Consider the following 23,226-nt stretch of genomic DNA (forward strand, 5'->3'; position numbering starts at 1 on the left):
CATGGCTATTAGTTTTGTGCCCCTGGTGGAGTCCGCCTCCGAGTCCCAGGCTGTAGTGCAGTTCCTCACCTCGAACCGCTTTCCCTTCCATGTTCGGCCGGAGCATTCGGCGGAGTCCGCCCGCAAACTCGTGGATGGAGGCCGTTTCTGGAGTGAGGAGTCCATTGGGTTCTGGATCCAGGACGGCGCGGAGCGGATCGGTCTGGTGGTCCTGGATGACCTGGAGGAAGACACCCCAATGTTTGACCTGCGGCTGGCGGAAGAGTTTCGCGGCCGCAGGCTGGGGGTGCCGGTGCTGACAGCGCTGTGTGCCCTGGTCTTTGACCGTTTCCCGGAGATTGTCCGGTTCGAAGGTCAGACACGCGAGGACAACATTGCGATGCGAAAGACGTTCCTGCGTTCCGGGTTCCTGAAGGAAGCGCATTACCGCCAGGGCTGGCCCACCGCGGACGGCACCCGGCTGGCATCGGTTGCCTACGCCATCCTGCGGCAGGACTGGGTCAACCAGGAGATCACGCCGTTCGACTGGGAGGACGTTTCCGCCTAGACCGCTCCCGCAGCCCAGCGCAGGCGCAGGCTCTCCTCCAGTTCCTGTTCGGCGAGGCTGCGCTGGATCCGGCCCAGCTCCGCCTCCAGCTTGGGAATCCAGCGGTGCTCGACGGCGCGCTGCCGGGTCCGGGTCGCGGCAAGCTCCCGGCTGACCAGCAGCAGTGCCCGCGCGTCTGCGGCATGGACAACGGCGGCGGCGAGCGCCTCCCGGTGCGCGGCTGCGGCGTAGAGCAGGGCCGAGGAACCCGCGGACGGCGTCTGCCCAGGCAGGTTCACCGCGGCGTCTTCCGGGAAGGAGATGCCCATCGCTCCGCCCCAGCGGATATCCGCTTCCGCGAGGGTGTCCGGAACGGATTCCCTGATCCGGCCCAGCCCGTCCAGTGCGAGTGAGCGTCCCAGCCAGAGAGCTGCCCGGGCGGCCGCTTCATGGAACCGGCGGAGGCTCTCCTCGGACTGTTCGGCCCGGTTGCCGATGGCGATGCGCAGGATCTGCTGCTTGCGGTCCAGCAGTTCCGCTCCGCGCCGCGCTGTTTCAAGCCGCCGTTCGGTTTCAGCCCGTGCTGCCCGGCCGCTGCCGCTCACAGCCGGGCTCCGCCAATCGGTCCCGGCAGGTACTTATCCAGCAGCTCGGGGGAAAGCATGCTCAGCTCACGCCGCGGCAGCATACCCAGGGCCTCCCACGCCAGGCCCAGGGTCTGTTCCAGGGACCGGTATTCATCCACTCCCTGGTTCAGCAGTTTCTGCTCCACCACGGCCCGGAACTCGATGTAGGCCCGGTCTGCATCACCCAGGGCTTCCTGGCCCACCAGTTCCGCCAGCTCTGAGGCCTGCCGGGCCCGGGCCATGGCCGCGAGAACCTGTGCCGCCACATCCAGATGGTCTTCCCGGGTCCGGCCCTTGCCTGCTCCGGAGCGCATCAGCCGGGACAGGGAGGAGAGCACATCGACGGGGGGATAGATGTCCCGCGCGCTGACCTCCGGGGAGAGCACGATCTGCCCCTCGGTGATGTAGCCGGTCAGGTCCGGCACCGGATGGGTCATGTCCCCGGACGGCATGGTCAGCACCGGAACGATCGTCACGGATCCCTCCCGCCCCTGGACCCGTCCGCAGCGTTCGTACAGGGTCGCCAGGTCGCTGTAGAGGTATCCGGGATAGCCGCGCCGCGCCGGGATTTCCTTCCGTGCGGCGGAGACTTCCCGGACGGCTTCGGCGTAGCTGGTCATGTCGCTCATGACCACCAGCACGTCGCTGCCTTCCTCATACGCCAGATGCTCGGCGATGCTCAGCGCGATCCGCGGGGTCAGGATCCGCTCAATCACCGGATCATCAGCGGCATTGAGCAGCAGCACCAGCTCCCCGGCCCCGGAGCGTTCCTCCAGCCGGTCCCGGATGTAGGAAATGTCCGCGTGGGTCATGCCCATGGCCGCGAAGACCACCCGGAAGTTTTTGCCGCCGGTCCGGGACTGGGCGGCGATCTGCGTAGCGAGGGTCAGGTGCGGCAGCCCGGCCACCGAGAAGATCGGCAGTTTCTGTCCCCGGACCAGGGTGGTGAGGGCATCAATGGCGGAAACGCCGGTGATCACCGCTTCCTTGGGCGGAATCCGGTAGACCGGGTTCAGCGGCCACCCGCTCACAGGTTCCACCGTGTCAGCGGTAATCGGCGGACCGCCGTCGAGCGGTTCGCCGCGCCCGTTGCAGACCCGGCCCAGCCACTCGGGGCCCACCGGGATGTGCAGCGGCCGGCCCTGGAACCGCACCGAGATCCCCCCCAGCCGCATGCCTTCCGTGCCCTCCAGGACCTGCAGCAGTGCCAGGTCGCCGTTGACCTCCAGCACCAGGGCATGCCGCTCGGGCCCGCCGTCCACGTCCACGCCGGCAAACTCGTCCCAGCCCACGCCGTCGGCATCGCCGACCACCATGAGCGGCCCGCGCAGTTCACGCACGTCGCGGTGGGAAACCAGGTTCCGGTTGGGGACGGTCATTGCAGCTCCTTCAGTCCGGCCAGGAAGGCCGCGGCGCGTTCGGTGACGCCCTCGGCGTCGGAGGGTCCGGCGGACTCGCGCAGGCGCAGCAGCGGGGAGAAGTCGTACGAATCAACGGCGGCCGGCGGCACTCCGTGGGCCACCAGGTCCTGGCAGGTGTCGATCGTGTCCAGCACAGCCTGCAGCAGGGCGGCGCCCTTGGCGGCAGAGGAATAGCCATCATTGGCGCTGAGCGCGTTCTGCACCAGCACGCCGTCGCGCAGCAGCCGCCCGCCCAGCAGCACCACCTGCTCGTGGCCGGGCAGCGAGTTCGCTCCGATGATTTCGGCCAGGGCGGAGAGCCGGTCGGCCTCGGCCAGGATCAGCCCGGCACGGGCGCGGCGGGAGGCCCAGTCCGGGTCGCCGTTGGCTGCGTGCCAGCGTCCCAGGGCATCGGCGTCCCGGGAGAAGGATCCGCGCCAGCTCACTGCCGGATAGTGCCGCGAGTACGCCAGGTCCCGGTCCAGCTGCCAGAGTGAGCGGACAAACCGCTGGGTGCCGGTGGTTACCGGTTCGCTCATGTCGCCTCCCGGGGGAGAGACGGCGCCAATGACCGTGACCGATGCCGTTTCCCCTCCCAGCGTGATGGCCAGGGAGGCACGTTCGTAGAATGCGGCGAGCTCCGAGGCGAGCGACGCCGGATAGCCCTCCTCAGCCGGCAGGTCCCCGTTGCGGTTGGCGAACTCCCGCAGCGCCTCGGCCCAGCGGGAGGTGGAGTCGGCGATCACCACGGCGTGGTAGCCCATGTCCCGGAAGAACTCCGCGACGGTGACCCCGGTGTTGATGCTGGCTTCCCGCGCCATCATAGGCATGTTGGAGGTGTTGGCGATGATCACGGTCCGCTCCAGCAGGGCACCGCCTGTGCGTGGATCCTCCAGCTGGCTGAGCCCGTCGAGGACGTCGGCCATCTCGTTGCCGCGCTCGCCGCAGCCCACGTACACGATCACATCGGCGTCGGACCATTTGGCGATCTGCTGCAGCAGCAGCGTCTTGCCGGTGCCGAAGCCGCCCGGAACTGCCGCAGCGGCACCGCGGGGAAGCGGGAACATCAGATCCAGCACCCGCTGCCCGGTGTGCATGGGCACCGCGTCGGAGAGCCGGGAAGCGACCGGGCGGGGCCGGTGGACCGGCCAGCGCTGGGCCAGGTGAATCTCAGTGCCGCCAACCACCGCGGCGAGCTCCAGCGGGCGCAGCATTCCGTTGCCCAGCCAGGTGAGCTCGCCTTCGACTCCCGGGGGCACGGTTACCCGGAAGGGGACACTGCCTGCTTCGGGCACGGTGCCGAGCACCTGCCCTTGACTTACGGTGTCCCCGACGGAGGCCTGCGGCTCGAACTTCCACTGCCGGTCCAGGACCTGCGGGTCCTCCGCGGCGTCTTCCCGGTCCGCGCTGAGCCACAGGGGCGCAGAGGACAGCGGCCGGAGCAGGCCGTCAAAGACCTGTCCCAGCAGGTGCGGACCCAGCAGCGCGGAGAGCTGGTGTCCGGTGCCTTCGGCGGCGTCGCCGGCTTTCAGCCCGCCGGTGTACTCGTAGGCCTGCAGGACGGCGTCATTGCCGTTGACCGCGATTGTTTCCGCTGAGATCCGGTCCGGCCCGAGCGCCACCACTTCCAGCATGGAGAGGTCCGGCAGACCGCTGATCTCGACCAGCGGTCCGCTGACCCGGCGGATCCTGCCCGCGCTGTTTTCAACCGGCTGCTGGTCGCCGGGAATTCCCCCGGTGTTCACTCCTGCCACAGGTCCCGCACCTCCCCGGCATAGCGTTCCATTGCTGCGTTGCTGAGGGCTGGCAGGGACAGGTCCACACTGCGCGAGCCGCGGCTGGCGGTGATGCCGCCGGCGGCCGCTTCCTGGACCTGCGCGTCCGGTCCCAGCAGTCTGCGGGCCTGGTCCCGCAGGGCGTCCAGCAGCGCCGGGTAGCGCGGGTCGGCGCGGAGTTTCGCTGCCTCGGCCAGGACCTGCCGGCGCAGCTGTCCGCGCAGTTCCTCTTCGCGGGCCAGGACCGTGCCGCCGGCGGCCCGCCGTGCCCGGGCGGAGCGCAGCACGGCTTCGGCCCGCGCCGCTTCCCGGCCGTCGGCCTCTGCACGGCTGCGGATCTGCTCAGCCTCGGCCCGCCCGCGTTCACGGATCTCCGCAGCCTGCCGTTCGGCCGTATCCAGGATGGTTTTGGCCTGGGCGGCGGCGCCGGCGTGAATGGCTTCGCGGATCGGCACCAGGGCCGGTGCGGCGGCGCGTGGAAGGCTGCTCATGCGGGCAGCGCCACGGTCAGGGGAGCCGTCGGATCGTCCAGGTGCCCTGCGAGGGCGGCAGCGGCGTCGGCGGTCAGGATGACGACGGCGGTGTCCTCCGGCAGCTGCGACCACGCCTGCCGCACGTCCTCGTCCGACTTCGCCGGGATCAGCCGGGCGCCGGCCAGTTCGTAACCGGCCAGGATCCCCGGCGCGCCCAGGGCGGCGACGACCGTTCGGGCGCTCATGCCTGGCCGATCAGGATGATGGAAATGATCAGCCCGTAGATGGCGATGCCTTCAGCCAGGCCAACCACCACCATGGCGCGGCCGAAGATCTCCGGGCGCTCACTCATGGCCGCGAGCGCGGCGGAGCCGGTGTACGCCACGGCTATGGCTGCGCCGATCGAGGAACCGGCGACGGCGATCGCGGCGCCGAGCAGGGCTGCGCTGGAGCTGTCACTGCCGTCAGTGGCCATGGAGACCGCGGTCCCTGCGGCTCCGCCGGAAGCTGAGGCCGGGGCTGCGGCGAAAGCTGCAGCCAGCAGGGCCAGTGCACCGGCCATGATCAGGCCGTTCACGCCGAGCATCACCTTTATGCCCGCTCCGCGCCGGCGCCGGAGCAGCCAGAGCGCTCCGCCGGCCAGCAGGACTGTAATGATCAGTGCCAGGGGGATGCCGGCAAACCAGGGGTTCATGGCGTTTGCCTTTCAGTGGTGGACGGACCGGATGCCGCGGATTCGGGCAGCTGGGGGCTCCAGGGTTTGAACGGACGGCCTTCGTCCGTGAAGATGCGGGAGAAAAGCTCGTAGTACTCCAGCCGCAGCGCCTGGATCGCTGCGACCAGCCCTTCGAGCGCGAACGTGACCGCGTTGCCGACCAGGAACACCACCACTGCAAGTACGGCCCTCCAGTCCGGATGCCACAGGGCGGTGGTTCCTTGCCAGACAATGGACATCAGGGCCGCGTGGGTGAGGCCAAACGCCGCAAGACGGGTGAAGGACACCAGGTTGGAGGCGAGCTGGATGACCGTGTCCACCAGCTCCACGGAGGCCTGCATGGTGCCGGTGCCGCCTCCGCCGGCTTCAACGAACAGGCCGGTGAAGATGAGCACCAGTGCCAGGGCTGCCAGCACCGCCGCGGCGACGACCATGGGGGTCCAGCCGGCAACCAGTCCGCCGGCCAGCATTCCGACGGCGAGGAAGAGCAGGGCTCCGGCCAGACCGGTCCGGGCGTACAGGGCATAACCCCAGCCTCCTTCCCGGACCCGGTTGATGGTGCCGACCGTGAACGCCAGGGCCAGCAGCACGGCGCCGAAGATCAGGGCGGCGATGAGCAGGGGTATCGGGTTTTCCACCGGTTCCAGCCAGAGCACCGGTATGACGTGTGTCGGGCCGAAGAACTCGCCGTACAGCACGCCGAAGAACACCGCAGCCAGTCCGGCGCCGAAGATGAACAGCCAGGTCCGCTGGAAGCGCCGGATCCTGGCGATCCGGCCGGAGCGGACGATCAGCCCGGCGATCACCAGCAGCAGGCCCTGCCCGGCGTCGCCGAACATCATGCCGAACATCACCACGTACGCCAGTCCTGCCAGCCGCGCCGGGTCGACGTCCGCGTACGGGACCGTGGTGTAGGTGTCCACTAGCAGGCGGGAGAGTTTCGGCGCCTGCCGGGTGCGGCGTTCGTTGCCCGTCAGCAGGGTGGGCGGCTGGACTCCGCGGGGTGTCTTCAGGGGAACCAGACCGGCGCCCAGCGGCCTGAGGGCCTGCTGCAGCTCCGGGACCCGGCGCGACGGCGCCCAGCCCACCAGGCCGGAGACGGCGCCGTTCTCCACCGCTGCTTCGGCCGCCCGGTCCAGCTCCTCCGGCCCGTCGCCGGGCGTGTAGGGAAGCTCCAGTTCGACTGCGGCGCTGCGGGCCACTTCTTCAAGCGCTTCACGTGTGCGGTCCGCCGGAGCGATGACCGCGACGCGGTCCATCCGGATCGGGCTGAGGGTCTCACGCCACTGCATCAAGCACCTCGCTTCCGCCGCCGGATGCAGCTGCGGCCAGGGCAGCGCGGACGCGCCAGGCGTCCACGGCGAGTACGGTGACGGCGCCGACGGCGACATCCGGTCCGGGCAGTCCCGAGCGCAGCAGCCGGAACGCATCTTCCTCGACCCGTGCCCGCAGCGCAGCTTCGGCCCGCCAGAGATCCCCGGGCTCCCCGACGCCGTCGAGCACCGGCGCCGCTGCTGCCGGAAGCGCTGCCCGGAAGGAGGCAAGGTCCTGCGCGTCGGCCCAGGTGCCGCCGATCATCGGCTGCAGCAGGGTGTTGAGCCGGTTGTCCGGTTCGCGGCGGTTTGCTGCCCCGGGATCGTTCTCCGTGCCGGGACGGACGAGCACCCGGCGCGCCGCCAGCAGCGCTGCACCAGCCACCATCCAGCTGCGGGTCTGGGGTGCTGCTGCGGCCAGCCGGCGCATCCAGACCACGCTTAGGGTGTCCGCCAGGTCCTCCGGGGTGCCCGGGTCTCCCCAGGGGCTGGTGCGCAGCATCTCGACCAGCTCGGGAATGTTCCCGGCACGGGACAGCCGAGGCCAGGCGGTGGCCAGCCCGCCCAGCTCAAAGTACTCAGGCAGGGCGGCGCTGCGGCGCAGCGGGGTTCCGGCTTCTGCGGCGGCGTCTTCCTGCAGCCGGCGGCAGAGCACCGTGATGTTGGCCAGCTCGAATGCGGCCCCGGCGGCCCGGACCATCCGTGCACCGGAGACCGGCAGCCATCCGGCCAGGACGCGCAGCTGCCAGAGCACGCTGCGGCGCGTTGCGTGCTGGGCCGCGGCGAGCTCCGGCCCGGAGCCGCTGTTCTGGCCGGTGGCCGTATTCCTGTTCGCCACCAGCTCCGGCCCGTAGCCGGTCTGTTCGAAGAGCTCCACGGCCTGGGACAGGGAACCCAGTGCGGCGGCGTCGCGGCAGAGTCCGGCGCCGGCCCGCCTGCGGGCCATGGCCTTGGCACGGACGGTTGCTGCCACCCAGTCCGACCTCACGGGGTTTGCCCGCTGCCCAGGTAGTCCCGGGGAATTGAGCCGGCGATTTTCGCTGCAAGTGCCGGAAGCCGTTCCTGCGCTGCCTGGCTGAGCTGTTCAGCACGGTTCCCCGCCTGCGCCAGCAGTTCCTTCTCCCGGGCTGCGGCCTGCTGGGTCACTTCTTCGGCTGCCCGGGCACGCACAGAGCCTGCATCGAGCCGGGCCTGGGCCACGTCGGCGTCGGCCTGCCGCCTCGCATCAGCCAGGAGCGTCCGGGCCTGCGCAGCTGCCTCCTCGACCTGGGCCCGCCCTTCGTCGGTGTCCTGCTGGAGCGCCGCGAAGACGGGGAGCAGCTCGGCGTCGGGACCTTCCTGGTCCGTCGAGGGGACTCCCGCGGGCCCGGAGGGGCCTGGTGCGCCGACCGGACGGAACCGGTCCAGAATGGTTGGCCGTGCCAAAGCTCATGCACCTCCGGGGATCGGCAGCCAGAAGCTGCTGCGCTGGGACCTAGTCGTTGTCCGTCGCCGCTGCCTCTGAGGCTTCGCCGTGGGCGACGATGTCACCGTCGGTAAAGAGGATGCCCCTGGCCATTTCGCGCCATTCGGGGGTTTTGCGGAGCAGGAACTCAAGTTCCATCGAGAAGTGCTTGAACTCCTCGCCGAGGGAGTCCTGCATGATCGCCCGGGAAGCTTCGTCCGGCTCTACGGAGATGCGCTGCACGTACCAGCCGATCGCTTCGGCTTCTTCGCTCAGGCTGGCGCACATCCTCGCGAATGTCCGTGTTTCGGCCGACAGCTCCGACGGCGGCTCGTGATACTGGTCTGTTCCCATTGCAGCTCCTGGCTGTCCAGTCCAGCGCGGGGGCATGGAAAAGCCCGCCGGACGCTGGGCCGAAAACGTGTTTGACCCGTTATTCGAGCGTACGGCGGGCTACCGGGGGGCACAATGGCCGGGCGGCAACTGTCCCTGTGCGGAGTTAGTTCCCGTCAGCGGACTTGGGGACCAGCTTGATGGAAACCGAGTTGATGCAGTACCTCTGATCAGTGGGGGTGTCGAAGCCCTCGCCTTCGAACAGGTGTCCCATGTGGGAGTCGCAGTTCGCGCAGCGGACTTCAATGCGGTCCATGCCCATGCTGCGGTCATGCAGGTAGCGCACCTTGCCTTCGGCCAGCGGCGCGAAGAAGGAAGGCCAGCCGCAGTGCGAGTCGAACTTCTCGCTGCTGGTAAATAGCTCCGCTCCGCAGGCCCGGCAGGCATACACGCCTTCGGTCTTCGTGTCCCAGTACTCTCCGGTGTAGGGGCGCTCCGTTCCCGCCTTCCGGAGTACCTGGTACTCCTCCGGTGTCAGCTCCCGGCGCCACTCGTCGTCGGACTTCTGGACCGGGAACTGCGTGCCGGTGTCATTGGTGCTGTTCATTGCCGCCTCACTGTTCATATTGCTCATGTTCGCCACAACGTCCGGAGCCGGCGAATAAGTCCCGCCCCCGTATTCCTTTTGCGGACTGAAAAGCCTGCTACGAGTCCCCAATGAACGTGGATCCGGAGTAGAGGTGCAGCACCGGGACGCCCAGCCGGTCCTGGGCCTCGTTGGCCCAGTCCGTACCGAAGGTGTCTTCCACCGCGTGCGGAGTGGTGATTACCACCACCTGCTGGGCCTGGACCCGCCTGGCTTCCTCAACCACCGCTTCAACCGGGTTCTCGCCGGTGACCCGGCCTTCGGCGTCGAAACCCAGTCCGCGCAGCAGATCCAGCGACTCCGCGAGCTCCTGTTCAGCGGCCTTGACCTCCTGCTTCCGGCTCAGATGCGGGCCGGCAATGTTGCGGTAGGCGGCCGCGAAATCCAGCAGGCTCAGGTTATCCAGCACGTCCACGAGCATGTTCCGCCCCGGATCGGCCGGTACCAGGACGTCGAACCGCACCGGGTTGTCCTCCGCCAGATAGCCCAGGTTGCGGGTGTCGGCCTCGTTCAGCGTTTCTTCGGTAAGCACAAGAATCGTTGGGTTCATCCCGCCAGCCTAGCTTTTGTGCGTGCCGGTGCCAGCCGCAATGTCCTGATCCGGCGTTTACCGGCACGGGAGGAAAGTCGGTAACAATAAAGACATGGTTCTTATCGCATCCGATGTCACCGAATCCGCCTCCGGGCTGACTGCGCCATGGGTCAAATGGACTGCCTTCGGTGCGGGGATGGGTGTTGCGGCCTCGACCGCGGTCCTGGCGGCGACGTCGGGCCTTGCCGTCTACTTCGCGCGGCAGGTCGTCACTCCGCGCAAGGAGCGGGATGAGAACCTTGAGATCCTCGCCGTCATCGACTCCCCGGACGGCCTGCAGGTTATCCTGCCCGCGAACGAGGACACCACTGCACCCGGTACGTACGGGTTGTACTGGGACCGCGGCGCCGGGCACGCCCGGATCGGCGAAATCCGTTCCTACGTTCCGCGTGAAGGTACGGTGCAGCGCGACGTCGAACAGGTCCACTCCGGTGATATCGCCACCGCAGTGCGGGGCTGGTGGTCAGGCGCCACACACCCGTCGCCCTCGGCTGCGGGCTTCCCGCAGGAGGACGTGGAGATCGACGTCGAGAACGGCAAGGCTCCTGCCTGGCTGGTGCGCTCGCTGGATGACACGGGGACCTGGGCCATTATGGTCCACGGCCGCGGCGCCCAGCGCACGGAAACGATCCGCGGTCTGGGAGCTGCCCGGAGCGCGGGGATGACCAGCCTCCTGATTTCCTACCGCAACGACGGCGAAGCCCCCTATGCCTCGGACGGCCGGTACGGCCTGGGGCTCACGGAATGGCGCGACGTCGAAGCCGCCATCCGCTACGCGCTGGAGAACGGGGCACGCGACGTCGTGCTCTTCGGCTGGTCCATGGGCGGTGCCATTGCACTGCAGACCGCCGACCTTTCCCCGCTGAAGCGGCATATCCGCGCACTGGTGCTGGACGGTCCGGTGGTGAACTGGGTGGAGGTCCTGGCCCACCATGCCCGGCTGAACCGGATTCCCGCACAGGTTGGCCGGCTGGGCCAGTGGCTGATCTCCAATACGGCCGGGCGCACACTGACCGGGCTTGCCGCGCCGCTGGATCTGCGGAGCATGGACTGGGTTTCCCGTGCGGAGGAGATCCGGACTCCGGTGCTGATCGTGCACAGTGAGCGGGATGAGTTTGTTCCGGTGGGGCCGTCAGCGGACCTGGCGGAGAAGAACCCGGACCTGGTGACCTTTGCCCGCTTCCCGCAGGGCGGGCACACCCGCGAATACAACGTGGATCCTGCACGGTGGGAGGAGACGGTCACTGGATGGCTGCAGACCGCTCTGGGGCGTACCCGCCGTCCGGCTGAGCACCGGTAATTCCCGTCCTTTCCGTTCCGCCGGGTTTCCGGCGGCTCCTTGTGACGGCTCATTGTGAGGCGCGCGGCCGGGTGCGAGCATGGGAGAAGCCGCGTGTTCCGGTACCGCAAGGAGGAACCATGCTCGTAGCTGCATCGGTCTTCGCTCTCATTGCTGCTGCAATCCATGTGTACATCTTTGTGCTTGAGTCCATCCGCTGGACGGCACCCGCGACCATGGCACTGTTCCAGATCCCGAACGGGGAGCAGGCGGCACACACCCAGGCGCTCGCCTACAACCAGGGTTTCTACAACCTCTTCCTTGCGGTGGGTGCAGTCCTTGGCGTGCTGCTGCTGGGTATGGGGAATGTGGCCGTTGGTGCTTCCCTGGTGGGGTTTGCTGCCGCCTCGATGATGCTCGCCGGAGTGGTGCTGCTGTTAAAGGACTCCCGTATGCTCCGTCCCGCCCTGATTCAGGCTGTTCCCGCGCTTCTGGCCCTGGTGTTCCTTATCGCTGGACTCTGAGGGTCCTGTCAGCCGTATCTTCGTACAGGTGCTGGCAATGTCCGTTCGCGCCGCCGTCGGGCCAGCTGCCGGCCCGTGCTAGATTGCGGCCTGGTGCGCCTGCATTCGCATGTTTGGTGTTTTGTGGAACTGACTGGTGGGGGGAGAGCCGTGAATGAGACGCCTGGCGGAGCGATGCGCCCATCAGCGACGGTTGCCGGGGTGAACAGTGCGTCGGGCGCGGAAGCTGAAGCGGGCCCGGTGGCCGGGAAGACCGCCGATGCTGCCGCCGGCGCCTGGCTTATGCGTGCAGTCGGTGCCGGGGCCGTGCTGGCGCTGCTGAATGAACTCAGCGGGCATGGTGGATTCAGTCCTCCCTGGGAACCGGTCGAGCTCTCCGGGATCCTGCCAGGGGAGCTGTATTCGCTTGGCATCATCCTGCTGCTGCCCGCTCTTCTGATCTTCGGCGCATACTTCTTTGTCGCTCGGACGGAGAGCCGCCTGAACGTGCGCCGCCAGCGCGGTGCGCTCGTACTCCTTGGCTTTGCTGCCTTGTTCCTGGCGCTGCCGCTGGGCAGCGCAACGTTCAGCGGTGTGTACGGAACATCCCTGCTCGCTCTGGCTGTGCGTACCCGGGACACTCTGACTGTGGCGACTGGTGTGATGGCACTCGCTGTGTATGTGGTGAGTACGTTCCTGGACGTTGGATGGGTGGTCCTTCCAGTGCTTGGCCTTATGGCTGTCGCGGCGTTTACTGCGGCTCGGCGTGTGTGGAGGGAAGCTAAGCATCTTGTGGCTTCGGTCTGAGAGTGGGTTGCCCAGACCGCTGGGCGGGATGGCGGGATGGTGCTGCCATACGGCGTGGGGCCTGAGCTCGTGGGATCGGGCCCCTATGCCGCCCGGGAAGGCGGGTTACAAGGAGCGGAAAGGCTCAGCGATGCGGCGGGAGGACAGGACTATCGCAACCTGTCCTGCACAGGCTTGGGCCGTGGCGTGCAGGGGACGGGATATCCCCAGTTTCGTCAGGGACTCGTGACCTTGCTGCGGCCGTGAGTATGCCGGAGAACTGAGCGTTGCGGGGTTACCGAAGCGGGTATCTGAACCCGTAGCTTTGGCCTTTCCGTGAGGTGAATTGAAACATAGACTCGAACACATGTTCGAATTAATCGGCGTAATTCCCCACATCGCTGGCACTGGCCGTGGAGGTGGCTGCCAAAGTGTGGTCAGCGGGATTGAGGCGGGCGGAAATGTGTGGGACATACTGGGTCGGTTCAAGGTCGCCGAAGACACTGCGGGCCTTGCAAGGAACCAAGATGTGCGGAACCAACCTGTGTGGAACCAACCTGTGTGGGGCCAGGCCAATCAGCAACAACTCGAGTGGATACACGGCGAGCCCGGCATGCCTTCTCTCGGAGAGTCCCCAGACCCGGGAGTTACCCACCCAGGGGCGGTTTGCGTGGACACCGTTCGTTCCTTTGCCGCGGCGCTCGCAGATGCCGATCCTTCTGAGACCACAGACTCGAAGCTCATTGATTTGATGCGGGTGTTGGAGGAGTTGAAGTCTGCTGCTGCGGCGGTGCAGGCCCGTGCTGCGGCGGTGTTTGATGCCTCCCAGCGACGGGCTCAGTCCCGTGCCGGTGTTCCGGCTGAGCATCTCGGCCGCGGTATCGGCGCTCAGGTTGCCCTGGCCCGCAGGGACTCACCGCACCGGGGCAGCCGGCATCTGGGATTCGGAAAGGCCCTGGTCCACGAAATGCCCCACACCCTGGCGGCACTGTCTTCCGGGGTGCTCAGCGAATGGCGGGCAACCCTCATAGTCCGGGAAACAGCATGCCTGGATCTGGAGGACCGGCACCGGGTCGATGAGCTGATCTGCGCTGACCCGTCCAGCCTGGAAGGACTCGGCGACCGGAAACTCATTGCCCGGATCCGTTCGATCACCCAGACCATTGATCCGGCGTCCCAGGTCCGGCGCAACGCCAAAGCAGTATCGGAGCGGTATGTCTCCTGCCGTCCGGCACCGGACACGATGTCCTACCTGACCGGTCTGCTCCCGGTCGCGCAGGGTGTTGCCGTGTATGCGGCATTGTCCCGGGCAGCGGATTCCCTGCGGGCTGCCGGGGACGAACGCGGGCGGGGCCAGATCATGGCCGACACCCTGGTTGAACGCGTCACCGGCCAGACGGCAGCGGACCGGATTCCGGTTGAGGTGCAGCTGGTGATCACCGACCGGACCCTCCTCGCCGGCGTTGTGGCCCCTCGGGGGCGGATCGCTCGGGGCTGGGGCGATCAGGGCTGGGGTGATCAGGATGGTGTCCCGGGGATGCCAGCGGCACGAACGGCAGCACAATCAGATAAGCCGGCGTACTTCCCTGGCTACGGGATCGTCCCCGGCGCTTGGGCGCGGGAACTGATCCGCTCCGCGCTGGGTGCCGGTGACCGCCGGGCGGCTCCACCGCCTCCCGCAGGCCGCCAGTCCCCATCCGGCGCAGGGTTGTTCACCGAACCGCCGCCTGGTGCAGCGGCATCCAGCGAACCGCCGACAGACAATGCACGGTTCCCAGATCCGGAACCCGCCGGCCTGGTAGCTCCACCGGCAGAACTGTCCTTGGTCAGCCTACGACGCCTGTACCTGGACCCGGTGTCCGGGGAACTGACCGCCATGGAATCCAAGGCCCGAACCTTCCCTGCAGGCCTGGCACGGATGATCCGCACCCGGGACCAAACCTGCCGCACACCCTGGTGCGACGCACCGATCCGGCACATCGACCACATCCAGCCCCACGCGGAAGGCGGACCCACCAGCTACACCAACGGACAGGGACTCTGCGAAGCCTGCAACCACGCCAAAGAAGCACCCGGCTGGAACGCCACCACCATCAGGACCACGCCTCCGGGCAATGGTTCGGCATCGACCCCGACACCGGCCCGACCAACCGTAGCCAGGCCCACACCCCGTACCGACCCCGTCAGCCGGCACAAGGTCCGGATCACCACACCAACCGGCCACACTTACACCTCCACGGCTCCGCCGCTGCCGGGAGCTCGGCTTCAGGAAACTGGGATAAAGGGAACCCGGCCGTAGGGGACCCGGCGGCCATTTGGACAATGCAGACCTGTTACGCTTTTTCGCATGATCGTTTCGGTACCCGGCTGCGCAAGCGCAGCGGAAGGGCTGGTGGGCCGCAGGCCCTGCTGTGCGGCACGCTTGTAGCATCCGCCCAATGAAGACGCAGGTTTGGCCTTAGCAGCTGTCGTGCGCCCGCCCACGATGGGGGCCTGCCACGGACGGCGTGCCGCAGCCCATACGGACCCTAACCAGCTCGCCCAGCGCTACCCGGCTCTGTTATGCCAGCCGGTCCCGCTCGAGCCACTCACGGCAGCCAGCCACAAGCCAATCCGCCTGCACCAGTGCTCAAACGAGCCACCCGAAACGAAAGCCTGAACATGAAAGCCCTAACCCAAGCTGCCATCCGGAAGTCCTTCATCAACGCCAGCAAGTCCCAGACAGCCGCCGTGAACTTCCCCGCGGACTTTGACGAGATCGACTGGGAGAACATTGACCAGTACGGCTGGCGGGACCACAAGATGCCGCAGCGCGCCTACCTGGTTACCGAGTCCGCCGGAAAGCCCACAACCATCCTGCTCCGCGCACCCGATCTGGTCTCAGCAGGCCGGAAAGCGATGTGCGCCCTCTGCGAGGATCTCGAAGACAACGACGACGTCTACCTCTTCGTCGCTCCGAAGGCAGGCGCTGCCGGAAAGAACGGCAACTCGGTGGGAACCCTCATCCACAGCGCGTTCAGCTGCTCACGGAACGTACGGGCAGAGGTTCTCCCGACGCCGATTCACCCGGACCCTGAACTGGTCAAGGCCGAACGGATCCGTAAGCTGCTCGAACGCACCGAGCAGTTCATCCAAAAGGTTCGTTCCTAGCGCAAGCGACTAGTTCTTGTAGACCGCAATCGCACCGGTCTGCGCTTCGGTGAGGCGGATGAGGTCGAAGGGAGAGAGTTCAATCTCAAAACCCCGACGGCCGCCGGAAACGTAGATCATGTCGAGAGCTTCGGCACTTGAGTCGATCACGGCAGGGGAGTGGTGCCGCTGCCCCAGCGGGGAGATGCCGCCCACCACGTATCCGGTGCGGCGCTCGGCCTCGGCCTTGTCGGCAAGGGAAACTTTCCGCACGCCGAGCATGGAGGCGACCTTCTTCAGATCGAGCATGGCTTCCACCGGAACCATAGCTACCGCAAGGCGGTTCCCCAGCGAAACCATGAGTGTCTTGAAGACCGCTTCCGGAGCGACGCCGAGCTTCTCGGCCGCCTCCAGCCCGTAGGACGGAGTGGACGCGTCGTGGTGGTAGCTCAGGGTCCGGTAGGCGACGCCGGCAGCATCCAGTGCCTGGGTGGCCGGCGTCGCTCCGTGCCCGCCTTTCCTGCTGCTGCCGGCCATGGCCTACCTCGCCAGTCCTGCGGCGGACGCGTCAGCGGAACCGGCAGCAACCTGCTCGGCGACCTTCCGCTTGATGCGGCCCAGCATGGCCGACATTCCGCGCATCCGCAGTGGAGTGATGGCCCGGGTCAGTCCAAGCCGGTCCGGAACATCAGCCGGAACCGCCAGGATCTCGGCGGCAGACAGTCCGTTCAGGCCTTCATGCAGCACACTGGCAAAGCCTCGCGTGGTCGGCGCTTCCGGGGGAGCGGAGAAGAACAGCTCCACCGGATGCTCCGGAGAGTCGCCCACCTCAACCGTCAGAAACAGCGGGGACTGGCATTCAACTACCTGCTCCAGCATTTCCGGATGGTCTGCCAGACGGGAAGGCAGCTCCGGCAGTGACCGGGAAAACTCAAGCAGCAGTTCAAGCCGCTCCGCCTCGGTCATGGCCTGGAAGTCGTCAACGATCTCCTGCAGCTGCTCCGGTACGGCCGGATCAGCTGAGGAGGGAATGGGGGTGCTCATAAACCAAGTACTTTCGGTTGTGGATTGCTGGCAGGTCTCTAGTGCGAAGCAGGGGCGGCACCGGGCTCAGCGCCCCGGACGATCGGCACGCGCACCGCGTTGCCCCATTCGGTCCATGACCCGTCGTAATTGCGGACTGATTCGAAGCCGAGCAGGTGCTTAAGCACAAACCAAGTATGGCTGGAACGTTCGCCAATCCGACAGTAGGCAACGACGTCGTCGCCCGCCTTGAGGCCGGCTTCGCCGTATAGCGCATCCAGTTCGGTGCGGCTGCGGAAGGTGCCGTCTTCTGCAGCTGCCTTGCCCCAGGGAACGGACACAGCAGTCGGGATGTGGCCGCCCTTCATGGCGCCTTCGTCCATGTAGTCGGGCATGTGGGTGCGTTCGCCGGTGTATTCGGCGGGGGAGCGGACATCGATCAGCGGCCCGTTGCCCAGGTGTCCCAGCACGTCGGTGAGGTAGGCGCGCACCGGCTCGTCCCGGCGTTCGACGACGGGGTAGTCAGTTGCGGTGACCTGCGGTTTCTCGGTGGTCATTTCGCGGCCTTCGGCAATCCACTTGTCCCGGCCGCCGTCGAGCAGCCGCACGTCTTCATGGCCGAAGAGCGTGAACACCCACAGGGCGTAGGCGGCCCACCAGTTGCTCTTGTCTCCGTAGATCACCACGGTGGAGTCGCGGCTGACGCCCTTCTCGCCCATCAGCTTCGCGAAAGCAGCGCCGTCAACGAAGTCCCGGGTATCGGCGTCGTTCAGGTCCGTGTGCCAGTCGATCTTGCGGGCACCGGGGATGTGGCCGGTGTCGTAGAGCAGGATGTCCTCGTTGGACTCCAGCACCACCAGGTCCGGGGAATCCAGGTGCCCGGCCAGCCAGTCGGTGGACACGAGCTTTTCCGGATGGGCGTAGTCGGCGAACTTCGGATTCGGATCTGCAGGCAGCGGCATGGGTGTTCCCCTTTAGGTAAGACGGCGGGTTTACTACCAAGCCTAACGATGTGCACGTCCCAAAACTTCCTTGAGGACTGCTCACCGTCTGCAGTGGCGTATCGTTGCTACGGCAGCAAATGCCGGTACCCCTAGCAGAATCGGATGGATGGTTTGGGCGCAGCAGGACAAGTGGAGCAGCTGACTAAGCGGACTCCCCAGGTTTCCACGGACGAACTCCTTCAGGGCTTCTTCCCCTCGCCCAGGTTCGGTGAAGTCTCTTTCGACAGTTACATTCCCGACCCGTCGCAGCCTTCCCAGGCGGAGGCCGTCGCAGCGATGCGTGCCTTCGCGCAGAGTGTGGACGCTCCCGCTCCCAGTGGCTTCCGCAAGCTGTTCGGCGCCAAGAAGCCCGAGACGAAGGCCGGTTTCTACCTCGACGGCGGATTCGGCGTCGGGAAGACCCACCTCCTTGCCTCGCTTTTCCACGCGGTCGAGGGGCCCAAGGCCTTTGGCACCTTCGTGGAGTACACGAACCTCGTGGGCGCCCTGTCCTTCCGCAAGACGGTTGAAGCGCTCTCGGCCTACAAACTGGTCTGCATCGATGAATTCGAGCTCGATGATCCCGGAGACACGGTGCTGATGTCCCGGCTCATGCGGGAACTGTCCGACGCCGGCGTCAAGCTGGCGGCGACGTCCAACACCCTGCCCGGTTCCCTGGGCGAAGGCCGCTTTGCGGCCGTGGACTTCCAGCGCGAAATTCAGGTTCTGGCGGACCAGTTCGACGTCGTACGGATCGACGGCGAGGATTACCGCCACCGCGGCCTGCCGGAGTCCCCGCCGCCGCTGGACGACGCCGGCATGGCGGAGCGGATTGCGGCAGAGTTCAACGGCAAGACCGTTGCGGAAGACGACTTCGCGGATCTGGTCAACCACCTGGCCAACGTGCACCCAAGCCGCTACCGCCAGCTGATCGACGGAATCGACGCCGTGGCCTGGCACAACGTGCACACCATCTCGGAGCAGTCCGTGGCTCTGCGCTTTGTGGTCCTCGCTGACCGCCTCTATGACAAGGACGTTCCGATCCTTGCCAGCGGCGTGCCGTTCGACCAGCTCTTCACCAAGGAAATGATGGCCGGCGGGTACATGAAGAAGTACTTCCGTGCCGTTTCCCGCCTCACCGCGCTGGCCCGTGAAGGCCAGACCGGAGAAGCCTCCTAGATTCTCCGGCAGGAAACCGGCAAATACGACGAAGGCCCTGGTCCCGCTCAAGCGGAACCAGGGCCTTTTTGCCGTGCTCGGGCCTTTTAGACGGCCGGAGGAGTCTGTCCGGGCGGGTTTCCAGTGTCGGGACCCTGCTTGCGGTCGAGATTATCTACCGCTTCGGAGGCCTTGCCCTGGATACCGTCGATCTTGTCAGAATACTTTCCGCCGGTTTTCTGATCGACGAAGTCCCCTGCCTTATCGATGCCGCCCTTGACCTTGTCGGAGTTCTCCCCAACAAACTCGGCAGCCTTATCCTTCAGCAGTCCGGCCTTGCCCTTGAGCTCGTCAAATGCAGACACGGATCACCTCCTTCCACTGGGGAAACCAGACGTTTCCCGTTCCGTCCAATAGTAAGCCGACTGACGGACATCGCCAAGGCCAGGCCAGCGACGCGGGATAGCAGCCAGAGGGCGGTTAAGGCAGAAGGAGCAGGCCGTATTGGCCTGCTCCTTCTGCGTGTATTTTTTTATCCGAGCGGACGACGGGATTCGAACCCGCGACATCCACCTTGGCAAGGTGGTGCTCTAGCCAGCTGAGCTACGTCCGCAAAACAAGACAACCAGGGTTGTCCGTGCGCGATACTGGGATCGAACCAGTGACCTCTTCCGTGTCAGGGAAGCGCGCTACCGCTGCGCCAATCGCGCCTGATACTGCCCTGGCTCAGGATAACCGGTGCCGTTGCAGTACAGGAGAGCGGACGACGGGATTCGAACCCGCGACATCCACCTTGGCAAGGTGGTGCTCTAGCCAGCTGAGCTACGTCCGCAAATGGATGTCCAACATTCGTGTGAGACACAAGGTGTTGAACCTCGTGCGCGATACTGGGATCGAACCAGTGACCTCTTCCGTGTCAGGGAAGCGCGCTACCGCTGCGCCAATCGCGCCCATAAATGGGTGTTGCATGTAACCGTGGAGGTGGGGACGGGATTCGAACCCGCGTATACGGCTTTGCAGGCCGCTGCCTCGCCTCTCGGCCACCCCACCGTGACCAGCTTTTGAGGGCCGGAAAAACAGTGACTTGCGAGCGGACGACGGGATTCGAACCCGCGACATCCACCTTGGCAAGGTGGTGCTCTAGCCAGCTGAGCTACGTCCGCATGTTGGCGTTTATGCGGCGTTCGGCCGCTTTCCAACGAAGAAAAACTCTATAGGACGAATCGGAGTTCGTCCAATCGGGCTGCCTGCGGCGAGTTGCCGGTGTCCGGTTTTGACGAGGGGCGATTGTGGGCTAGCATCTTTAGACGTTGCAGCAGTTCAAAGGCAACTCCCGCAAGGGCGATTGGCGCAGTGGTAGCGCGCTTCGTTCACACCGAAGAGGTCACTGGTTCGAACCCAGTATCGCCCACAGATTATGTCCGCAAAGAGGTCCCTCCCGAGGGGCCTCTTTGCATGTACGGGGTCTCTCCTGTCGGGGGCCGCACCGCCCGACGCGGCAGATGCTACCGGGCGCGACGGCGCCGAAGCCGGTACCACCGCTCCCACGCATCCAGCCACTGCGTCCTGACTGCCGGGTCTGCGTGCGTGGCGACCCACAGCCTCTGTGCCTGCAGACTCGCGACGTCGCTGCCAAATACCGCGTGGCGCGTGCTTTCCGCTACGGCATCCGGGCCTGCCTCCTGCCACCAGGAAACTGCGGAAGCCAGGGTCTTCATCTGATCGAGCAGTTCCAGGAGGGTGCGCGCCGCACTGGCTGCCGGCTGGCGTCCGAAGCGTACTAGGGTCTGGTTTGCCGCCAGCCAGCGGGCCTGCAGGCCGATAATCCAGTTGCGTGCTTCCACGGGTCCCCGTCCTGTAATCGGACTCTCACGCACGGCAGCAAGGATCAGTTCCTCAATCTCGTTGAGCGGTGCCGGAGGAGGGGGTGGCATCAGGGCTGAGGTGCGGTGGTCTTTCGCCGGAGATCGGAATGGCTCCAGGTCCGTGACATGGCCCAAATTGATATCAGGGAACGGGATGCTGCGTGCTGCGACCGTGACCAGAGCGCCGGGCCATCCGGGTGCGGACGGGATAGCATCAGCCGGGAGATATGCCAGAGCAGTCCAGACGCCGCCGTGGGGGAGAAAAATGCAGGCAACCTCGACGCCATCTATGCGCATTTGGGACTGTCCGTGGCGTGCAGGGTGCGTCACTGGTCCGGCCGCCGCAGGATCCACGCTGGCGGCGGGGTCCTGAATGGCTGCGAGCCTGGTTCCGAACAAGCGTGCCGCGGTGTCCAGGAGTGCTACGCCGGCGCTGGGGGGCAGTCGGCCGTAGGGTCTGGTTGCAACTGAGGCGAAGGGGCTGCCAACGGTGTGGATGCTGCCGAACTCAAGAGTGGTGTGCAGCGGGTGGGCGCCCGCGCGTGCCTGCCGCAGGTGTCCAGGTAGAGCCGGAATAGCGAGCATAAGAGCCAGGGCCGGTGCCAGCGGGTCGTCCCACGGGGGTTCGGGCGGCATCTGCAGTGGCCTGCCGGAGCGGGCGAATTCTGATGCGTGCTCCGGTCCGTCACGCCACGCATCCATGGACGAGATGATCGCATGGCGTTGTTGACCGCGTCTATGGACACGGGCAAGAATGCATCCACTGACCACCAACGACAGGAGAGTGCCGTGAGGAAGCTTTGGACGAAGAATGGCAGGCCGCTGCTTAACGACGGAAATTTGGTGATGGTGCCGTCGGGGAGGATGGTTGGCAGAATTGCCGGCGACCGCGTCTTCACGGAAGAGGGTGGCACCTATGTGGGCACCCTGGTGGGAGACCGGCTGGTGTTCCGCAGCTTTGATATCGACGGACCGGAACGTCAGTACACGAGGCCGGTCACAGTTGCGGATGTGGATGAGGTTCCCCCCGCCCGCATGTGGGGTGATGAGCCGGTCATCCCTGACTGACCTTCTTTTTTTAGCCAGAAATCGGAACAAATATTTGGCCCAAAGGTATTCCATGTGATTCCAATCACACGTATGGTCTGTCGTATCCGGCGAAGCATCGCCGGGAACGGATTGGGCCGGGCGCAACAGCGGATGGCATCGGACCGCCGGAGCAGCAGCCCGTAAGTTCAAGACCGGCGCCGGCCGGGATGGAAGCAGGGAGAGGCAAAGATGACAAGTGTTCAAAACGAGTCGGCTGTCAATGACGCGGTCGACACGTCGAAAGTTCCGTACCGGGTGGTTGACGAGTTGCTGATCCCGACAGCCCGGTACCACAGCCAGGAGTTTTTTGAGGTCGAGAAGAATCTCTGGAAGCACTCATGGCAGCTCGCCTGCCATGAGACGGAGATCCCTCGTCCGGGCGACTTTACGGAATACAAGATCCTCGACCAGTCGATCATGGTCATCCGCCAAAAGGACGGCAGTGTCAAGGCATTCCACAACGCATGCCGCCACCGCGGCACTGCGATTGCCTGTGGATCGGGTACGTTCCGCGCAGACCAAGTGGTGTGCCCTTTCCATGGGTGGCGCTGGAACCTGGAGGGCAAGAACACCTATATCTATGCCAGGGATGCTTTCCGTGAGGAGACCATAAAGCAGGAGGACGTTGACCTTCCCCAGGTTCAGGTAGCTCTTCGCTGGGGTTTCGTTTGGATCAACCTCGACAACGACGCCGCCCCTTTCGAGGAATCGATTCACGGAATCGCGGGGCCGCTGGATGGCAACGGATTCGAAAAGGCACACATTACGTGGTGGCACCAGATCGAATTTGAGGCCAACTGGAAAGTTGCCCAGGAAGCCTTCTTTGAGGCTTATCACGTAATGCAGGCCCATCCGGAAATGGCCGGTTTTCTCCGCGACGAGGACTACAACGCCCTTGCCTACGCGCACTACCGGACGGACCCGCAGGGGCATGGATGGACTGACTCACGTGCGCCGAGAATCCTGCAGCTTCCGGGGCAGGATGACCAGATGTTCGCGGATCCTGAAAAGATGACTCCGGCTGTGAAGTTCTACATGAGCGCGAAGGTGATGTGGGAGGGTTCGCAGTCGCAGACCAACGCCCACTACATCGCAATCCTGGAAGATCTGCTTGAGATGACGGATGCTCAGGAGTTCTTCAGTGAGTTCTTCAAGCGGGCCTATATTGATGCTGCCAAACGCGGTGTTGAGCTGACGCCCATGCATCCCGATACCACCGGCCACTGGTCCATGTTTCCCAACTTCACCGGCGTCGCGATGCTCGGTTGTGCATTGGTCTACAGGTCCCGTCCGCATCCGACAGACCCCAATAAGTGCATCTATGACTTCTTTGCCCTCGAGATTCCGCCGACAGGAACCCCGGTCAAGAAGCCTCAGATCGGCGCCGACGACGCTCCGACGTGGGATGAACTGTGGTTTGTCCAGCAGGACGCCAGCAACATCGAGCGCATGCAAACCGGCCTGCGGTCTTCGGCGCTGGAATATGTCCGTCTTGGAGTGGACGTTGAACGCCTGATTATCAACTGGCACCAGGCGCTGGACCGCGAGCTCGCCAAGTACGTCTGACC

Annotated in this window: 26 protein-coding genes and 7 tRNA genes; 10 read left to right on the forward strand and 23 right to left on the reverse strand. The window is 65.7% G+C overall.

Annotation, left to right across the window (positions count from 1 at the left end; all coding sequences use genetic code 11):
- Nucleotide 1: 1 nt before the first annotated feature.
- Nucleotides 2–547: a GNAT family N-acetyltransferase gene (locus TVC13_RS00415; protein WP_422399273.1), complete on the forward strand. Its 546-nt coding sequence runs from the start codon at nucleotides 2–4 to the stop codon at nucleotides 545–547.
- Here the strand turns inward: TVC13_RS00415 and TVC13_RS00420 are convergent.
- The 12 genes from TVC13_RS00420 to TVC13_RS00475 form a co-directional block, all read right to left on the reverse strand.
- Nucleotides 544–1,131, reverse strand: a complete 588-nt coding sequence (locus tag TVC13_RS00420; protein WP_422399274.1) for a V-type ATP synthase subunit D — start codon at nucleotides 1,129–1,131, stop codon at nucleotides 544–546. The genes TVC13_RS00415 and TVC13_RS00420 overlap by 4 nt on opposite strands.
- On the reverse strand, nucleotides 1,128–2,531 hold the full coding sequence (locus TVC13_RS00425) for a V-type ATP synthase subunit B (RefSeq protein WP_422399275.1): 1,404 nt from the start codon (nucleotides 2,529–2,531) through the stop codon (nucleotides 1,128–1,130). Before TVC13_RS00425 ends, TVC13_RS00420 begins: the two co-directional genes overlap by 4 nt.
- Nucleotides 2,528–4,306: a V-type ATP synthase subunit A gene (locus TVC13_RS00430; protein ID WP_422399276.1), complete on the reverse strand. Its 1,779-nt coding sequence runs from the start codon at nucleotides 4,304–4,306 to the stop codon at nucleotides 2,528–2,530. Before TVC13_RS00430 ends, TVC13_RS00425 begins: the two co-directional genes overlap by 4 nt.
- The gene (locus TVC13_RS00435; protein ID WP_422399277.1) at nucleotides 4,294–4,818 is read right to left on the reverse strand and encodes a hypothetical protein; all 525 of its coding nucleotides are present in this window, start codon (nucleotides 4,816–4,818) and stop codon (nucleotides 4,294–4,296) included. Before TVC13_RS00435 ends, TVC13_RS00430 begins: the two co-directional genes overlap by 13 nt.
- Entirely contained in the window at nucleotides 4,815–5,045 is a 231-nt protein-coding gene (locus TVC13_RS00440) for a hypothetical protein (protein WP_422399278.1), read from the reverse strand. The genes TVC13_RS00435 and TVC13_RS00440 overlap by 4 nt, the downstream gene beginning before the upstream one ends.
- The gene (locus tag TVC13_RS00445) at nucleotides 5,042–5,494 is read right to left on the reverse strand and encodes an ATP synthase subunit C (protein ID WP_422399279.1); all 453 of its coding nucleotides are present in this window, start codon (nucleotides 5,492–5,494) and stop codon (nucleotides 5,042–5,044) included. Before TVC13_RS00445 ends, TVC13_RS00440 begins: the two co-directional genes overlap by 4 nt.
- A complete protein-coding gene (locus TVC13_RS00450) occupies nucleotides 5,491–6,807 on the reverse strand; it encodes a V-type ATPase 116kDa subunit family protein (protein WP_422399280.1) in 1,317 nt (438 codons plus the stop codon). The genes TVC13_RS00445 and TVC13_RS00450 overlap by 4 nt, the downstream gene beginning before the upstream one ends.
- Nucleotides 6,794–7,801, reverse strand: a complete 1,008-nt coding sequence (locus TVC13_RS00455; RefSeq protein WP_422399281.1) for a hypothetical protein — start codon at nucleotides 7,799–7,801, stop codon at nucleotides 6,794–6,796. Before TVC13_RS00455 ends, TVC13_RS00450 begins: the two co-directional genes overlap by 14 nt.
- An 11-nt stretch (nucleotides 7,802–7,812) precedes the next feature.
- Nucleotides 7,813–8,253, reverse strand: coding sequence for a hypothetical protein (locus tag TVC13_RS00460; RefSeq protein WP_422399282.1), 441 nt, complete (start codon nucleotides 8,251–8,253; stop codon nucleotides 7,813–7,815).
- Nucleotides 8,254–8,302: 49 nt separating this feature from the next.
- Nucleotides 8,303–8,626: a hypothetical protein gene (locus TVC13_RS00465; protein ID WP_422399283.1), complete on the reverse strand. Its 324-nt coding sequence runs from the start codon at nucleotides 8,624–8,626 to the stop codon at nucleotides 8,303–8,305.
- 145 nt (nucleotides 8,627–8,771) lie between these two features.
- A complete protein-coding gene (gene msrB, locus TVC13_RS00470) occupies nucleotides 8,772–9,212 on the reverse strand; it encodes a peptide-methionine (R)-S-oxide reductase MsrB (protein WP_422399284.1) in 441 nt (146 codons plus the stop codon).
- Between the two features lie 97 nt (nucleotides 9,213–9,309).
- The gene (locus TVC13_RS00475; RefSeq protein WP_422399285.1) at nucleotides 9,310–9,801 is read right to left on the reverse strand and encodes a hypothetical protein; all 492 of its coding nucleotides are present in this window, start codon (nucleotides 9,799–9,801) and stop codon (nucleotides 9,310–9,312) included.
- Nucleotides 9,802–9,895: 94 nt separating this feature from the next.
- Between TVC13_RS00475 and TVC13_RS00480 the strand changes: the two genes are divergently transcribed.
- The 5 genes from TVC13_RS00480 (at nucleotide 9,896) to TVC13_RS00500 (ending at nucleotide 15,561) form a co-directional block, all read left to right on the forward strand.
- The gene (locus TVC13_RS00480; RefSeq protein WP_422399286.1) at nucleotides 9,896–11,143 is read left to right on the forward strand and encodes an alpha/beta hydrolase family protein; all 1,248 of its coding nucleotides are present in this window, start codon (nucleotides 9,896–9,898) and stop codon (nucleotides 11,141–11,143) included.
- Nucleotides 11,144–11,262: 119 nt separating this feature from the next.
- The gene (locus TVC13_RS00485) at nucleotides 11,263–11,646 is read left to right on the forward strand and encodes a DUF1304 domain-containing protein (protein ID WP_422399287.1); all 384 of its coding nucleotides are present in this window, start codon (nucleotides 11,263–11,265) and stop codon (nucleotides 11,644–11,646) included.
- Nucleotides 11,647–11,796: 150 nt separating this feature from the next.
- Complete coding sequence (locus TVC13_RS00490) at nucleotides 11,797–12,432, forward strand: hypothetical protein (RefSeq protein WP_422399288.1); 636 nt, start codon at nucleotides 11,797–11,799, stop codon at nucleotides 12,430–12,432.
- Between the two features lie 649 nt (nucleotides 12,433–13,081).
- Nucleotides 13,082–14,710 carry a DUF222 domain-containing protein gene (locus TVC13_RS00495; protein WP_422399289.1) on the forward strand — a complete coding sequence of 543 codons (1,629 nt, stop codon included), beginning with the start codon at nucleotides 13,082–13,084 and terminating at the stop codon, nucleotides 14,708–14,710.
- Between the two features lie 362 nt (nucleotides 14,711–15,072).
- Complete coding sequence (locus TVC13_RS00500; protein WP_422399290.1) at nucleotides 15,073–15,561, forward strand: FBP domain-containing protein; 489 nt, start codon at nucleotides 15,073–15,075, stop codon at nucleotides 15,559–15,561.
- Nucleotides 15,562–15,570: 9 nt separating this feature from the next.
- Here TVC13_RS00500 and ybaK read toward each other — a convergent pair whose 3' ends face one another.
- Genes ybaK through TVC13_RS00515 form a run of 3 tightly spaced genes read right to left on the reverse strand, consistent with a single transcriptional unit; the run spans nucleotide 15,571 to nucleotide 17,525 of the window.
- Complete coding sequence (ybaK, locus tag TVC13_RS00505; protein ID WP_422399291.1) at nucleotides 15,571–16,077, reverse strand: Cys-tRNA(Pro) deacylase; 507 nt, start codon at nucleotides 16,075–16,077, stop codon at nucleotides 15,571–15,573.
- A 3-nt stretch (nucleotides 16,078–16,080) separates the two neighbouring features.
- Nucleotides 16,081–16,584 (reverse strand): SufE family protein, encoded by a 504-nt coding sequence (locus TVC13_RS00510; protein ID WP_422399292.1) that lies wholly within the window; start codon nucleotides 16,582–16,584, stop codon nucleotides 16,081–16,083.
- A 38-nt stretch (nucleotides 16,585–16,622) separates the two neighbouring features.
- Nucleotides 16,623–17,525 carry a sulfurtransferase gene (locus tag TVC13_RS00515; RefSeq protein ID WP_422399293.1) on the reverse strand — a complete coding sequence of 301 codons (903 nt, stop codon included), beginning with the start codon at nucleotides 17,523–17,525 and terminating at the stop codon, nucleotides 16,623–16,625.
- A gap of 144 nt (nucleotides 17,526–17,669) precedes the next feature.
- On the opposite strand from TVC13_RS00515, the gene zapE reads away from it, so the two are divergent.
- Nucleotides 17,670–18,725, forward strand: a complete 1,056-nt coding sequence (zapE, locus tag TVC13_RS00520; protein ID WP_422399294.1) for a cell division protein ZapE — start codon at nucleotides 17,670–17,672, stop codon at nucleotides 18,723–18,725.
- Between the two features lie 86 nt (nucleotides 18,726–18,811).
- Here zapE and TVC13_RS00525 read toward each other — a convergent pair whose 3' ends face one another.
- The 7 genes from TVC13_RS00525 to TVC13_RS00555 all read right to left on the reverse strand — a co-directional run bounded on the left by TVC13_RS00525 (nucleotide 18,812) and on the right by TVC13_RS00555 (nucleotide 19,867).
- Entirely contained in the window at nucleotides 18,812–19,069 is a 258-nt protein-coding gene (locus TVC13_RS00525) for an antitoxin (protein ID WP_422399295.1), read from the reverse strand.
- 174 nt (nucleotides 19,070–19,243) lie between these two features.
- Nucleotides 19,244–19,317, reverse strand: a tRNA-Gly gene (locus tag TVC13_RS00530).
- Between the two features lie 25 nt (nucleotides 19,318–19,342).
- A tRNA-Val gene (locus TVC13_RS00535) sits at nucleotides 19,343–19,414 on the reverse strand.
- Nucleotides 19,415–19,462: 48 nt separating this feature from the next.
- Nucleotides 19,463–19,536: transfer RNA gene (locus TVC13_RS00540), tRNA-Gly, on the reverse strand.
- 46 nt (nucleotides 19,537–19,582) lie between these two features.
- A tRNA-Val gene (locus tag TVC13_RS00545) sits at nucleotides 19,583–19,654 on the reverse strand.
- 26 nt (nucleotides 19,655–19,680) lie between these two features.
- A tRNA-Cys gene (locus tag TVC13_RS00550) sits at nucleotides 19,681–19,754 on the reverse strand.
- 39 nt (nucleotides 19,755–19,793) lie between these two features.
- Nucleotides 19,794–19,867 (reverse strand) — tRNA-Gly (locus tag TVC13_RS00555).
- A 176-nt stretch (nucleotides 19,868–20,043) separates the two neighbouring features.
- Between TVC13_RS00555 and TVC13_RS00560 the strand changes: the two genes are divergently transcribed.
- A tRNA-Val gene (locus tag TVC13_RS00560) sits at nucleotides 20,044–20,115 on the forward strand.
- A 94-nt stretch (nucleotides 20,116–20,209) separates the two neighbouring features.
- Here TVC13_RS00560 and TVC13_RS00565 read toward each other — a convergent pair.
- Complete coding sequence (locus TVC13_RS00565) at nucleotides 20,210–21,205, reverse strand: hypothetical protein (RefSeq protein ID WP_422399296.1); 996 nt, start codon at nucleotides 21,203–21,205, stop codon at nucleotides 20,210–20,212.
- Between the two features lie 153 nt (nucleotides 21,206–21,358).
- Between TVC13_RS00565 and TVC13_RS00570 the strand changes: the two genes are divergently transcribed.
- A complete protein-coding gene (locus TVC13_RS00570; RefSeq protein ID WP_422399297.1) occupies nucleotides 21,359–21,637 on the forward strand; it encodes a hypothetical protein in 279 nt (92 codons plus the stop codon).
- A gap of 210 nt (nucleotides 21,638–21,847) precedes the next feature.
- Complete coding sequence (locus TVC13_RS00575; RefSeq protein ID WP_422399298.1) at nucleotides 21,848–23,224, forward strand: aromatic ring-hydroxylating oxygenase subunit alpha; 1,377 nt, start codon at nucleotides 21,848–21,850, stop codon at nucleotides 23,222–23,224.
- Nucleotides 23,225–23,226: the final 2 nt, after the last annotated feature.

The sequence above is a fragment of the Arthrobacter sp. 3Tela_A genome, from assembly GCF_049311025.1.
Lineage (GTDB): Bacteria > Actinomycetota > Actinomycetes > Actinomycetales > Micrococcaceae > Arthrobacter_B.